11 protein-coding genes and 1 riboswitch are annotated in these 13,831 nt (G+C 63.3%); of the genes, 5 read left to right on the top strand and 6 right to left on the bottom strand.

Annotated elements, in window-relative coordinates; genetic code table 11:
- Window positions 1-5 precede the first annotated feature (5 nt).
- The 4 genes from NA637_RS16695 to NA637_RS16680 all read right to left on the bottom strand — a co-directional run bounded on the left by NA637_RS16695 (window position 6) and on the right by NA637_RS16680 (window position 5,605).
- Entirely contained in the window at window positions 6-2,105 is a 2,100-nt protein-coding gene (locus NA637_RS16695) for a glycosyltransferase family 2 protein (RefSeq protein ID WP_256073434.1), read from the bottom strand.
- 134 nt (window positions 2,106-2,239) lie between these two features.
- Window positions 2,240-3,295 (bottom strand): DUF4214 domain-containing protein, encoded by a 1,056-nt coding sequence (locus NA637_RS16690; RefSeq protein WP_256073433.1) that lies wholly within the window; start codon window positions 3,293-3,295, stop codon window positions 2,240-2,242.
- A gap of 48 nt (window positions 3,296-3,343) precedes the next feature.
- A complete protein-coding gene (locus NA637_RS16685) occupies window positions 3,344-4,186 on the bottom strand; it encodes a hypothetical protein (protein ID WP_256073432.1) in 843 nt (280 codons plus the stop codon).
- A 531-nt stretch (window positions 4,187-4,717) separates the two neighbouring features.
- The gene (locus NA637_RS16680) at window positions 4,718-5,605 is read right to left on the bottom strand and encodes a manganese catalase family protein (RefSeq protein WP_256073431.1); all 888 of its coding nucleotides are present in this window, start codon (window positions 5,603-5,605) and stop codon (window positions 4,718-4,720) included.
- Between the two features lie 294 nt (window positions 5,606-5,899).
- Between NA637_RS16680 and NA637_RS16675 the strand changes: the two genes are divergently transcribed.
- From NA637_RS16675 to NA637_RS16655, 5 genes are all read left to right on the top strand, one after another.
- A complete protein-coding gene (locus NA637_RS16675) occupies window positions 5,900-6,433 on the top strand; it encodes an ATP-dependent zinc protease (RefSeq protein WP_256073430.1) in 534 nt (177 codons plus the stop codon).
- Between the two features lie 320 nt (window positions 6,434-6,753).
- Window positions 6,754-6,996 (top strand): exodeoxyribonuclease VII small subunit, encoded by a 243-nt coding sequence (locus tag NA637_RS16670; RefSeq protein ID WP_256073429.1) that lies wholly within the window; start codon window positions 6,754-6,756, stop codon window positions 6,994-6,996.
- Window positions 6,993-7,880 carry a polyprenyl synthetase family protein gene (locus NA637_RS16665; protein WP_256073428.1) on the top strand — a complete coding sequence of 296 codons (888 nt, stop codon included), beginning with the start codon at window positions 6,993-6,995 and terminating at the stop codon, window positions 7,878-7,880. The genes NA637_RS16670 and NA637_RS16665 overlap by 4 nt, the downstream gene beginning before the upstream one ends.
- A 123-nt stretch (window positions 7,881-8,003) precedes the next feature.
- The gene (dxs, locus tag NA637_RS16660; RefSeq protein ID WP_256073427.1) at window positions 8,004-9,893 is read left to right on the top strand and encodes a 1-deoxy-D-xylulose-5-phosphate synthase; all 1,890 of its coding nucleotides are present in this window, start codon (window positions 8,004-8,006) and stop codon (window positions 9,891-9,893) included.
- A gap of 211 nt (window positions 9,894-10,104) precedes the next feature.
- A riboswitch (cobalamin riboswitch) is annotated at window positions 10,105-10,318 on the top strand.
- A gap of 97 nt (window positions 10,319-10,415) precedes the next feature.
- The gene (locus NA637_RS16655) at window positions 10,416-12,290 is read left to right on the top strand and encodes a TonB-dependent receptor domain-containing protein (RefSeq protein ID WP_256073425.1); all 1,875 of its coding nucleotides are present in this window, start codon (window positions 10,416-10,418) and stop codon (window positions 12,288-12,290) included.
- A 21-nt stretch (window positions 12,291-12,311) separates the two neighbouring features.
- Here NA637_RS16655 and NA637_RS16650 read toward each other — a convergent pair whose 3' ends face one another.
- Complete coding sequence (locus NA637_RS16650; protein ID WP_256073447.1) at window positions 12,312-13,112, bottom strand: cobalamin-binding protein; 801 nt, start codon at window positions 13,110-13,112, stop codon at window positions 12,312-12,314.
- Window positions 13,113-13,156: 44 nt separating this feature from the next.
- Window positions 13,157-13,774, bottom strand: coding sequence for a GTP cyclohydrolase II (ribA, locus tag NA637_RS16645; protein ID WP_256073446.1), 618 nt, complete (start codon window positions 13,772-13,774; stop codon window positions 13,157-13,159).
- Window positions 13,775-13,831 lie beyond the last annotated feature (57 nt).

Raw genomic sequence — 13,831 nt, 5'->3', positions numbered from 1 at the left:
GGTAATCAGGCGCAAGCGGGCTCTGTGAGATAGGGCCGCAGCCATTCAACGCTCAGTGCACCGAGCACACTCAGCCCGGAAGATGCAGGCGCGTACAGCGGCAGCTGGTGTTCGATTGCGAGCTGCGTGCTGGAGCAGGCGCCGTTTGCCAGAATGCGGGGTGTTTCGTCGAGGCTCACCGCCAGGCGGGTGTCGCACAGCTGAATGATCTGCGTGGCCGTCAAACCCTCCACAGCAGGCAGGCGGTTTACCCGGCCGGTGGCCAGGAGTTGCACTTCCCATGGGCTGTCTTCGACGAGCAGCAGGCTGATCGGCTGACGCTGGCGGGCGAGTTGCCGTGCCAATCCCAGCCATTGCTCGCCTATGGCTTGATTGTCCAGGCGGTCGGCGATCAGCCAGCATTGGCCGGGCAGCTGCGCGCCGGCCGCCAGACGTGGCTGCGAGGATTGCGATGCGCTTCTGTCAACAGATTCATCGGCCCTCGCCTTGCGCAAGCTCGACTGCGCAAGCTCTGGGTCCTCAAGCCGCTGCAAGACGTCGCGGGCCGGGCGCAGGGGGTCGCGAGCCACAAAGGCATCGAAGCGACCTTCGGCATCGGGATAGCGACGACGCAACACGGCGTTGTTCTGGAACACCCGCAGGGCTTTTTCCGCGCCGAACGACTGTCCGCCGGCATGCGCCACGAACACATTGGTCGCGCCCAGGTGCCGCCAACCCTTGCCGCGAGCGCGCAGGCACCAGTCGGACTCTTCGCCGTAGCCGCGCCGCAACTCGACCTCATCCAGGTAGCCCACATCGTTCAACGCGTCGCGCCTGATGTAGAGGCAGAAGCCACAACCCACCTCGATCTCCACCGGCGCCAGCTCGCTCTTGCGGGCGAGATTGTCCAGCCTGGCGTGCATCCTGGCGCTGGGCATGGGGTGACAGACGCGGCTCTGCGGAAAGCTCATCAGCTCCCCGTTGTTGCTCCAGGGCGTGACCGAGGCAATATCCGGTGCCTGGTAAGCGGCGGCGCGCAGGCGGTCGAGCCAGTTGCCCTGCACCAGGGTGTCGGCATTCAGCCAGAGCACGTCGCTCGCCGGGTTGAGCGCCATGCCGCGGTTCATGTTGCGGATGAAGCCCAGGTTGGCCGGGCGCCTGATGTGGATGAGCTTGCGCTTGCGCGCCAGCGCTTCCACGGCGCGTACCAGGGCAGGCTCGGGACTGAAGTCATCCAGCACGATGATCCGGTGCGGCGTGCGGTTGTGCTGGCTGGAGCCGAGCAGGCTGTTCAAACAGGCAAGCGTCGCTTCGGTGCCTTTGTAGATGGGCAGCAATATATCGACGGGCTGCTTCGCAGGACGCTTATCGCCAGGGACGGGCGGCTCGAAGCGCGCGACGGCCGCCACCGGACTGCCGATGAGCTCAGCGCCCTGACAGAAGCTGACCCGGAGGCTATCCACCGGCCGGGGAAGGCGGACAAGGATGCCGCCGTGGCCTGCAGGAAGGCCGGCCTGGGTGAGCAGCGCAGAAGGTTGGTCGGCCGGGATTTCGGCCGTCACGGAGCCCGCCTCAAGACGCAGCATCGGCGGTCGATCGGGGTTTTGCAGATCGACCGCCCAGCCGACGAGGGCGCCTCGCACAGGGTCATAATCGACCACACCGAAGGTCAGCGGTGCTCCGCCTCCTCGTTTGAGAAGCTGCAGCGCCAGCTTCAACTCGGACGGGTTGTCGATGTAGGCCAGTTGCGCGGCGAGCTCTGCCGCAAGCTCATCGGCGGCGCACAGGGCCTGCCGGGTCCGCCAGTATTGTTGCCGCAGTGCAGGGTCAGCCGGGAAGGCGACCAGGGCTGCGCGAAGGAAGCTGATCACAAGCTCAGCAGGGGCGATCGAACCCAGGCAGCGGCCCAGGAGCGCCTTGAGCTCCGCCCGCTTGGCGAAGCGTTCGCTGGCGATTGCCAGCGGCAGGAAGGCTGCCGACATCCGCCCTTCACGCAAGGCCAGCAGGCCTTTCCAGACCAGCGCCTCGTCTCGATAGGCCGGTGTTTGCAACGCCAGTTCGAGCGCATGGAGACTGGAGTCGGTATCTCCCGCCGCAAGGCGCTCGTGAAAGAGGGCAGACAACATGGCGCCTCCAGACTGGGAATACGCGCAAACAAACAAAAGAGGGGTATTTCCGGACAGGACTCACTTGCTGGAATCCGGTTTGGAAATACCCCGACCTGACGGTCGGGATATTGGTTACGTCAAATCAACAGGGCTCAGACGAGACCAGTGATCACGATGACGCTGTCGATTGCGTCTGCGCCTTCTGGGGAGCCAACGATGCTGATAGCCACTTGCTCGCGGCTAGCACCGTTTTCTATCTGACTAACCCAATAGTCACGGCCCGCGTCTTCAGCAGTGCGGTCGAGTGCGTTTTCGTATAGAGCAAGAACATATTCTTCGTTGCTCAGCTCGCCATAGCTTTGTAGTTCCTCTGAGGCCAGGAAGCTGCCGGCGATCTCTTCCAGCGAGGCGCCTTGGCCGACCTTGTCAAGCCAGTACTGGGCACCACTCACGTCTGCAGAGCGCGCCAAAAGCCCCTCATACAGACGCATTGCGTTGGCAGCGGTGTCGTTGGCGGTGATCACCACGTTGTCCTTGTCTAGCCCACCGAAGCTGAACACTTCCACATTCGACGCCGTTACCGAGGCCGAACCGTCCAGGGCTGTGGCAACCAGGCTGCCGCCGAGGACGCTGAAGTCGAAGCTGGAAGAAGCGCCCTCGATCTGCACGATGTCGAAACCGGTGCCTGCGTCGATGGTGTCGTTACCCTCACCCGCCACGATGGTGTCATCGCCTGCTGCAGTCGAGATGGAGTCGTCACCCGCACCGCCGATGACCGAATCATTGCCACCGGAAGTGCTCAGCGAGTCGTTGCCGGCCCCGCCATCGAGCACGATGTTTTGGTCGCCCGCAACGATGACCGTGTCATTGCCGTTGCCGCTGGCAATAACTCGCTCAACATTGGTGAAACCGATGGTCAGGTCAGCCTCGGAGTTGAATACCCAGGCGCTGGCCGAAGCCATTGCATCAGCGGGCAGCGCAAGGGGTACCTGCTCGCCTGCATTGCCGGCGATGTCGGCAAAGACCACATCTACGTCGACGCCGGAAGGCGCCGTCAGGGTGGTACCGTCGAATGAGCCGACGGCTACGGTTTCGCTGTCACCAAGGATGGCGGTAATGGCGTCCTGGGTAGCGGCGCTCAGGGTGGTAGCTGTCAGCGCCGCTTGAAAATCTGCGCTGGAAGAAACGGAGTCATATTGGAGAGCCATGTTTCGGATTCCTCTATCGAGCGGTTAGGCGCTCAAAATTCAATTTGGTTATTTGCTACGGAAGATCTGTGCTACGACGGGATCAGTCCAGGGGGAAGCAGGAGAGGATGCCTGGGCAGCCCTGGGCGTTACGACAACCCGTATAGCCACAAGCTGTTCAGTGCCATTAGGGCCTGACAGCTCTTTGTCCGGAGAAATAGTGAGCGGGGGGGAACCCGCGAAAACTACCTGCCCGGTCAATTCATGGTCAGCCGCGCTTTGTCCGCTAAGCGCAAACGCGACCGAGGTGATTGGTTTGGCCTTTCGGCGAGTGCCGACGAATGTTCCGGCGAGACCGACCTGGGGCTCTGTGCCCTTTGCGGCACGGCAGAGATAGGCGAGGTCCAGGCCGTCAGGCTTGTTGAGCCAATTGGCGGAAAACCCTTCAAGCCTCCGTGCCGTATTCGGATCGCCCAGCCAACCCGAGGTGGCGGAAACATCACCCCGGGTTTCAATGTGACCGAGCCATTCCAGTTCGCACGCCCCGGCCTGTTGGTCGATTGGCTTTTGCTCGATTGGCTTGGGGTCGATTGGCTTGGGGTCGATAAGCGACGCTGAGGTATCGATCTTGTCGAGGCGAAGGTGAATCCGGTTGGATTCATTTTCCGGATGGTACTCGGTGACGAGTACACTCGCCTGCGCCCCTTTGACCCGGACGATCACGCAGTCTCCCGGGGCGGTGAGCGTGTTGCGGCTCACCCCTTCGCCCGGAAAGAAATCCACCGACCCTTTTCCGATCGGCGATTGATGAAGGCTTAGGTAACTTCTGCGGTGGGTGTCGCCGGCCGGTACCGAGTAGCGGAAAATGTACATACCCAAATCCAGTACCGCGACTCGGGAATTAATCTTCAAGGAGGGGCTATCCATGCGAGACACCAAACAAGTAAGAAAACTGCCGCTGAAGCGTATACAAATCGGCCGGACGAGACAGCGAATTCATTGATTAGTTCCAACCCGATTGACGTACTGGCGATGTTAACGCGCAAAAATGCCGCTGTATACGCCTCTGCCGACCGCCGGCCTCGCAGATAGAGCTGCTCAACCGGCCCGTCACGGCGAGGTGAACGCAACGGAGCGCGCGGTACTAATCATGATGTACCAGATCGCATCTTCGTAGATTTAATCTTCATAAATTGCAGCTTCATGAATTGCGCAGACTTCAGCGGCGGATCGCTGCTTGATTCAATCGTGACAGTCCTGTGCGGCGCTGGCCCAATCCTACCGATCACCGCGGACAAGTTGAGGGACGTCTCGGTTTCGGCGTAGCAGGCTGCTCGTCGGACAATCGAAAACGCCGGCCTGGGAAGCCGGCTCACCTGGCAGATGTGAACAGCTAGGCTACCGACGCGCCTGATCACAGACGAGTCGGCAGCGCATCGCCGGTCAGCTCGTTCCTTTCCTGACCGCCTCTCCGGCACCGAGATCGGCGCCCGTCATCGGATCGATGGAGACGTCGGACTGAGTCCGCACCGCCATCTGCTGGACCACCTTCTGCTGCGCCTTGCTCAGCCCTACGGAAGGCTTGCCATCGCCGCCGTCCACCGCCGGTTGCGGATCGTCGACGAACTCCCACTCCGGCCCCTGATTCCAGGGTCCGCGCAGATCGCCTTCGCCTTGCGAGAGGTTGTAGTAGACGCTGGCAAATTGCGGATCGCCCGGCAGTTTGCCCTGGGGGAAATTAGGCTGAATGGCGTGCAGCGCTTTCTCGAACGATTTCTGATGGGCGATTTCCCGGGTCATCAGGAACTGCAGCGCATCCTTGATGCCAGGATCGTCGGTCACGTTGATGAGCCGCTCGTAGACCATCTTGGCGCGCGCCTCGGCGGCGATATTGGAACGCAGGTCCGCCGTCGGCTCGCCAATCGAGTCGACATAGGCCGCCGTCCAGGGCACACCGGCGGAGTTGGTCAACGCCGGGCCACCGCCGTAGAGCAGCGAGGTGGTATGCGAATCGTTGCCGCCAGCGGTCAGCGAGCGATACAGGTCCGCCTCCTTCTCGACGCCTTCGGCCAGCTCGCCCTTGGCGCCCTTGTTGAGCATGCCGACGATGGAGCCGATGACTTCGAGGTGGCTGAGCTCCTCGGTGGCAATGTCCATGAGCATATCCTTGCGGCCCGGATCATCCTCGGACACACCCTGGACGAAGTAGCGCATGGCAGCGGCCAACTCCCCCTGAGGCCCGCCAAATTGTTCGAGCATCAGGTTTGCAAGGCCCGGATCGGGCGCTGCGACTCGCACGGTGTATTGCAGTCGTTTGTTATGGACGAACATGGTTCACCTCTCGATTCCTCGATTCTTTTGACTTCCCTTGGAAACAACCTCCTTTTCAGCGAAATGGGGGCCGCTGACGGGCACTGAGTGCATGGGGCCCTACTGGTTGAGCCCAAAAAAACCCAACTGTCCGATTGTTTTTCTCAATCGCGCCATTGGCGATCGCCAATGGCCCAGCATCAGGCGAGCCTGGGTTCATCTGCGCCGCTTCGCTTCGAGGCGCGCTGAACTTGAACCGATGGCGGCAACGGGACTCTATGGACTCACAGCATTCGCTGACTTCCGAGGTGACAGATGCGCCGCCCGATACGCCCCCGTTTATCCCGCCATATCCCATCAATCCTGGCCGCCCTGCTGACTGCCGTGGTCAGCGGGACAGCCCTTGCAAGCCCGCCGCAAGTACTCGGGTGGGTCGAGAAAGGCTTGATCCTCCCTGAGCGGGTCGCGGTGAAATTCAAGCTCGACACCGGCGCGTTGACCTCTTCGATGCACGCCGAAAACATCGACCATTTCGAAAAAGAGGGCGACGAATGGGTGCGCTTCACAATCGAACTGGAGGATGTGGATACCAACGAAGACGTCAGGGCTCGCCTGGAGCGCAAGATGGTGCGCGACATCAAGGTGCGAGGCGCAGGCGGTGCCGAAGAACGTCCGGTAGTGCTGATGAAGGTCTGCCTGGGCAACCAGATGTACGAAGAACAGTTCTCGCTGAATGATCGGGACAAGATGAATTACCCGGTTCTGATCGGTCGCCGCACCCTGGAAAAGGTAGGCCTGGTGGATTCATCCAAGACCTTCACGACCGAACCGAACTGTGCCGAAGCCTAGCAGGCCGTTGAAAAAACGTTGGCGGGCCAGCCTGCGCAAGGCAAAAACAGGTGCCGATCACCCGGCGGCCGGTTGCGGCGACATCGACCACCTGATCGACGAGCAGCTCGAACGCGTCCGCACGCGACTGGAAAGCCTCCATGCCTGGAGCGGCAGTTACAGGAACTACGCAGCTGCTGCACCGGCAATCGCGCCATGCATGGTTGTGGCATCCTCAACCAGCTGACCGGTACGCCCGCCCGCTAGGCTTATGGCTTATGCCGGCCAGCTCTGCTAGTGTCGCGCCCGTTTCAGAGCAGCCGCAGAGAACAGGTTCCGCCATGGCCCGCAAAAAAATCGCCCTCGATTTCGAACAATCCCTCGCCGAGTTGCAGCAGCTGGTCGAGCGTCTGGAAAGCGGCGAGCTGTCGCTGGAAGACTCGCTGACCTGCTTCGAGCAGGGCATCGGTCTGACCCGTGACTGCCAGGCAGCACTGAGCCAGGCCGAGCAGAAGGTACAGATCCTTCTGGAGCGTGACGGCAAACTGCAGGAAGCGCCATTCGAGGCGGATTCCGAAGCATGATCGGCGACTACCAGCAACGCTGCCAACAACGCGTCGACAGCTGCCTCGACACGCTCTTCTCTCCACCTCGCCCGCAACTCCACCGCCTTTATCAGGCCATGCGCTACAGCGTGATGAACGGCGGCAAGCGCGTCCGTCCGCTGCTGGTCTACGCTGCCTGCGAAGCGCTCGAAGGCGACGTTGCCCTGGCGAATGGCGCGGCCTGTGCCGTCGAACTGATTCATGCCTATTCGCTGGTGCATGATGATCTGCCCGCCATGGACGATGACGACCTGCGCCGTGGCCAGCCCAGCACCCACAAGGCCTTCGACGAAGCCTGCGCGATTCTCGCCGGTGACGGCCTGCAGAGCCTCGCGTTCGACGCCCTTGCACGCGACCCGTTCAACCCATCCGACTCATCCCTGCGCCTGGACATGGTCGCCAGCCTCGCCCGCGCGGCGGGCCCGGCCGGCATGGTCGGCGGACAGGCGATCGATCTGGGATCGGTGGGGCTGAAGCTCGACCGCAACGCTCTGGAGTTGATGCACCGGCACAAGACCGGCGCGCTGATCGAAGTCAGCGTACGGCTCGGCGCCCTCGCCAGTGGCCGTGCCGATGAGCAGAGACTGGCGGCATTGCAGCAGTACGCTCAAGCGGTGGGCCTGGCGTTCCAAGTACAGGACGACATCCTCGATGTGGAAAGCGACACCGCTACGCTGGGCAAATTCCAGGGTGCCGACATCGCGCGTAACAAGCCCACCTACCCGGCGCTGCTGGGCATGGACAGCGCCAAGACCTATGCGCGCGAGCTACGGGATACGGCGCTCGATGCCGTTGCCTCGTTCGGGCCCAGCGCCGAGCCTTTGCGTCAACTGGCTTGTTTTACCGTCCAACGCCGCAGCTGAAACCAGGCAACGTAAAGCCGTGTCGCCAAGCGACGGGCGATGACCGTTGATGCCTGAGTCATTCTTCTCGCTGTAACCATCGGGTAAACTGCGGCTCTTTTTTCAGCCAAAACGATTCGCCCGATGCCCAAGACGTTCCATGAGATTCCTCGGGTCCGCCCTGCGACGCCCATTCTAGATCGCGCGGCCACGCCCGAGCAGCTGCGCCGGCTGGGCGAAGCGGAACTCGAAGAACTCGCCAACGAGCTGCGGCAGGACCTGCTGTTCAGCGTCGGCCGGACCGGCGGGCACTTCGGTGCCGGACTCGGCGTGATCGAGCTGACCATCGCCCTGCACTACGTCTACGACACGCCGAAGGACCGCCTGGTCTGGGATGTCGGTCATCAGGCCTATCCGCACAAAATGCTCACCGGGCGCCGCGAGCGCATGGAAAGCCTGCGCCAGAAGGATGGCCTCGCCGCCTTTCCGCGCCGCAGCGAGAGCGAGTACGACACCTTTGGCGTCGGCCACTCCAGCACCTCCATCAGCGCCGCGCTGGGCATGGCCATTACCGCCCGCCTGCAGGGCAAGAAGCGCAAGTCCGTCGCCATCATCGGCGACGGCGCGCTCACCGCCGGGATGGCCTTCGAGGCGCTGAACCATGCGCCGGAAGTCGGTGCGGACATGCTCGTGGTGCTCAACGACAACGACATGTCGATCTCGCGCAACGTCGGCGGCCTGTCCAACTACCTGGCCAAGATCCTCTCCAGTCGTACCTATTCGAGCATGCGCGAGGGCAGCAAGAAGGTCCTCTCACGCCTGCCCGGCGCCTGGGAAATCGCCCGCCGCACCGAGGAATACGCCAAAGGCATGCTGGTGCCCGGCACGCTGTTCGAAGAACTCGGCTGGAACTACATCGGCCCCATCGACGGCCACGACTTGCCGACCCTGATCGCCACCCTGCGCAACATGCGCGAACTCTCCGGCCCGCAGTTCCTGCACGTGGTCACCCAAAAGGGCAAAGGCTTCGCCCCGGCGGAGGTCGACCCGATCACCTGGCACGCGATCAGCAAGCTCGAACCCATCGGCGGCCCGGTCGCACCGAAAAAACCCGGCGGCCCGAAGTATTCCAACGTCTTCGGCCAATGGCTGTGCGACATGGCCGCGGCAGACCCGCGGCTGATGGGTATCACCCCGGCGATGAAGGAAGGCTCGGACCTGATCGCCTTCAGCGAGCGTTATCCGGCCCGCTATTTCGACGTCGCCATCGCCGAGCAGCATGCGGTGACGCTGGCTGCGGGCATGGCCTGCGAGGGCGCCAAGCCGGTGGTGGCGATCTACTCGACCTTCCTCCAGCGCGCCTACGATCAACTGATCCATGACGTCGCGGTGCAGCACCTCGACGTGCTGTTCGCCATCGACCGCGCCGGCCTGGTCGGCGAAGACGGCCCGACCCATGCCGGCAGCTTCGATCTGTCCTATCTGCGCTGCATCCCCGGCATGCTGGTGATGACGCCCAGCGACGAGAACGAGATGCGCCGCATGCTCACCACCGGCTATCACTTCAAGGGGCCGGCGGCGGTGCGTTACCCGCGCGGCACCGGGCCGAATGCGGCCATCGAACCCGGCCTGGAGCCGCTGGAAATCGGCAAGGGCGTGGTGCGTCGCCAGGGCCGCAAGGTCGCGTTGCTGGTGTTTGGCGTGCAACTGCCGCAGGCCATGCAGGTTGCCGAAACCCTGAACGCAACAGTCGTCGACATGCGCTTCGTCAAACCCCTGGATGAGGCATTGGTGCGGCAGATGGCCGACAGCCACGAGCTGCTGGTGACCCTCGAGGAGAACAGCATCATGGGCGGGGCCGGCAGTGCCGTCGGTGAACTGCTCGCCGGCGAGAACCTGCAGAAGCCGCTCCTCCATCTGGGACTGCCGGATTACTACGTCGAGCACGCCAAGCCCAGCGAGATGCTCAGGGAATGCGGGCTCGATGCCGCCGGTATCGAAGCGGCGATCCGCACCCGGCTGGCTCGGCTCTGACACGCTGTTGCGCTGGGTGCGCCGGTACCCAGCGCCGCCTCGCCGCCTGCTCGGCATCACCAAAGCCATCACAGCACGGCGGCAGCCGGGTGCCGGTCAGTGCGCCGGCGGCCCTTTGCGCCAGGCCTGGCCAGGCATCCCCTCGCGCACACTTTCTCCCGGCCCCGCGCGCTTTGCTTGTTTTTCTCCCGAGCAGCCCTTAAGGTTCCCGCGATTTCCTATCCGCCCAGGTGTGCACGACCGCAAGGTCGGCATTAAACGGGAAGCCGGTGCGCTCGATGAGCAAGGCCGGCGCTGCCCCCGCAACGGTAATCGACCGTGGTCCCCTGGATCACCGCCCGCTCAACCGCCACTGTGCCCAGCACGGGAAGGCGAGCGTGGTGCGCGTCGAAAGCCCGGAGACCGGCCTGGCGGATTCGACTGGTGTTGCGGAGGGCAGCACCGTCAAGCTGCTGCGCCTTGATTTCAGCACGCTTGTTTCTGCCCTCCTCGAAAGCTCCGTTCTTTTGAGGATCGATCCTGATGAAACTGTCCCGTATTACCTTGGCTGTGGCACTGCTGCCGGCCGCTCAGGCATTTGCCGAGACGAACGCGAATGGCAGCTATCAGTTGCCCGACATGCTCGTCACGTCGGCGCGCCAAGCCGAACCACGCGCGCAGGCCACCGCTGCCAATACTGTCTTTACCCGCGCCGACATCGAGCGCCTGCAGGCGCGCAGCCTGCCCGAGCTGCTGCGCCGGGTAGCCGGCGTGCAGGTCAGCAGCGCGGGCGGTCTGCCCTCATTGTCGCTGCGCGGCACGGGCACGGCGCAAACCCTGGTATTGCTCGACGGCCAGCGGATTTCCTCGGCAACCAGCGGTTTCGCCCGCCTCGACTACCTCGCCATCGACAACGTCGAGCGTGTTGAGGTCATCCGCGGCCCGCGCTCTTCACTTTACGGTGCCGATGCCATTGGTGGCGTCATCCAGATCTTCACGCGCAGCGGTGAGCCGGGCCTGAACCCTGAAGTTCGCCTGGCCGCCGGCAGCAACCGGACATTCCAGCGCAGCCTGAACCTGGCTGGCGGCACCGAGCAGACCCGCGTGCATCTCGGGGCCAGCCTCGACGAGCGCGAAGGCTTCGATGTCACCCGTGACAACCGTGGCGCCGACCGCGACGACGATGGTCAGCGCAACAAGGCCCTGCATCTGAAGCTCGATCACCAGTTCGACACCAACTGGAAGGCTGGCCTGAGCCTCAACGACCAGCGCGGCGAGAACGAATATGACGATGCGTACGAATTCGCGCCGGGCACACCGCAGGACGAATTCCGCCTCAGCAGCTACAGCGGCTACCTGGACGGGCAGCTGAGCGAGGCCTGGAACAGCCGCCTGGAGCTGGGGCGCAGTTTCGACCGCAACCACGCGGTGGGCTCGGCCTACAACGACGGCCTGCTGGAAACCACCCGCCACTCGGCGGCCTGGATCAACCACATCTCGCTTACCGAACAGCATCGGTTGGCGCTCGGCAGCGACTGGTACGAGGATCGCCTGGACGCCACCACGGCCTATCAGGAAGACAGCCGCGACAACCTGGCCTTCTTCGCCCAGCACGGCTATCAGGGCGACAACTTCGGCACCGAGCTGGGCCTGCGCCACGACGACAACCAGCAATTTGGCAGCCATAACAGCTGGAACGCAGCGTTCAGCCTGCCGGTAGGCCAATCGCAGCGCTGGATCCTCAGCTATGGCGAAGGCTTTCGCGCACCCACCTTCACCGACCTCTACGCACCGCCGGCCTGGGGTCCCAATCCGGACCTCAAACCGGAAACCTCGAAGACTTACGAGCTGCAGTGGCGCGCCGATTTCAGCGGTACGCGACTCGAAGCCTCGCTTTATCGCAGCGACGTCGAAGACATGATCGCCTGGGGCGGCCGCCAGATGGAGAACGTCAACCACGCCCGCGTCAACGGTTTCGAGGCCAGTGTGGCCCGTGAGCTGCTGGGCTGGCAGACCAATCTCGGCCTGAGCATCATCGACCCGCGTGACCGGGACAGCGGTCGTGTGCTGCAGCGCCGCGCCAAGCGCACGCTGAGCCTGGACCTCGATCGTCAGCTTGGCGACTTTGGCGTCGGGGCGACCTGGCAAGCCTTCAGCCAGCGTTTCGACGACAGCGGATTCAATGCGAGCTACCAGCCCGAGCGCAGCACGCTTCCAGGTTATGCGGTGCTGGACCTGCGCACCCGTTGGCAGGCCAGTCCCGAACTACGCTGGGAAGCCAAGCTGGAGAACGTGCTGGACAAGGATTATCACCAGGCGCTGTATCAGCGCACCTTTGCCGACATGGACAGCGTCTACGGTTACCGCGAACAGGGCCGCACCGGCCTGCTGGCGATCATCTGGACGCCTGCGCTGTAGATTCGCGGGGGCCGCGCTCGCTCAGGGTGCGGCCTGCGCCATCACCTCACAGAGCTTTGCGATGGCCCCCAGCATCTGGAAGCTCGGCCGCTCCAGGCCCTTGTCGGGTACTTCCCAGAGGTATCCCTTGCGCACCGCAGCCAACTGCGGCCAGGCCTTCCATTCGGATAGCTGGGCACCGCTGCCAGCCAGCATGACCTCCGGGTTACGCGACAGCACGGACTCGACGCTGACCTGGGGCGCCGGCAGTTGCAGATCGGCGAATACGTTACGACCACCGCATACCTCGATGGCCTCAGTGATGATCTGGCGTCCACCGAGCGTGTACAGGGGACGATTCCAAACCTGATAGAACACCGACAACGGCTGCTCTCGGTGGTAGCGGCGCCGAAGCCGCTCCAGGCCTGAGGAAAACTGACGTTTCAGTGCGCGGCCCTGCTCGCCTCGGCCGATGCGCTGACCGATCCGTGCAAACTGCTCGGCCAGCTGTTCCAAGGCTACAGGCTGTACGGCGAGCACCGGGATGCCGAACTCTGTCAGCTGGTCACGTTGTGCGCGGCTGATGCTGTCCGGCCAGAGCAATACCAGGGTCGGCTGAAGCGCCAGCAGGCTTTCCATTTCCAGCTGGCCGAGGCGTCCCACGGATGGCAAACCGGCCAGCGCGCCGGGCCTCTCGCCGCCGTCGAGCACGCCCACCAGCAGATCGGCGGCGTCCAGCTCCAGCATGATTTCACTGAGCGAGGGCGCCAGGCTGACGACCCGCTCGGATGCGGCAAGCAGCGGCGCAAGCAGCAACGCCACGACCAGCGACAGTGCTCGCATCAGTGCAGCCGAGGCGGAATGCGGGTGGCGGGTCGCCGTACGCTTCACGACTGCTCGACTTCGCCCTGATGGATCTCGCCGAGCATATGGCCGAGCTTGCCGGCCTTGGTGGCGAGGTACTTGCGGTTGTGCGGATTGTGCGCGATCTGCAGCGGCATGCGCTGGGCGACGCGGATGCCGAAGCCCTGCAGCGCCTTGACCTTGCGTGGGTTGTTGGTCATCAGCTTGATCTCGGTGATGCCCAGGTGTTCGAGCATGGGCAGGCAGATCGCGTAATCGCGCAGGTCCGGCGCAAAGCCGAGACGCTCGTTGGCCTCGACGGTATCGGCCCCGCCATCCTGCAATTCATAGGCGCGGATCTTGTTCAGCAGACCAATGCCACGGCCTTCCTGGCGAAGATACAGCAGTACGCCACGGCCCTCTTCGGAGATCGCTCGTAGCGCGGCCTCTAACTGGAAGCCGCAATCGCAACGCAAACTGAACAGGGCATCTCCGGTCAGGCATTCGGAGTGCAGGCGGCCCAAAACGGGCTGGCCATCGGCAACATCGCCCAGCGTCAGTACGACATGTTCCTTGCCGGTATCCTGATCGAGGAAACCGTGCATGATGAACACACCGAATGGCGTCGGCAATTTGGAAGCAGCGACGAACACGACAGACACCGGAGAAACCCCAGAAGGCAGAAAGCGGATATTGTAACAGCAACTGGAGGCTGGAGG

Source organism: Stutzerimonas stutzeri, assembly GCF_024448935.1.
GTDB classification, from domain to species: domain Bacteria; phylum Pseudomonadota; class Gammaproteobacteria; order Pseudomonadales; family Pseudomonadaceae; genus Stutzerimonas; species Stutzerimonas stutzeri_AO.
This window is presented reverse-complemented; position numbering and strand designations above follow the sequence as displayed.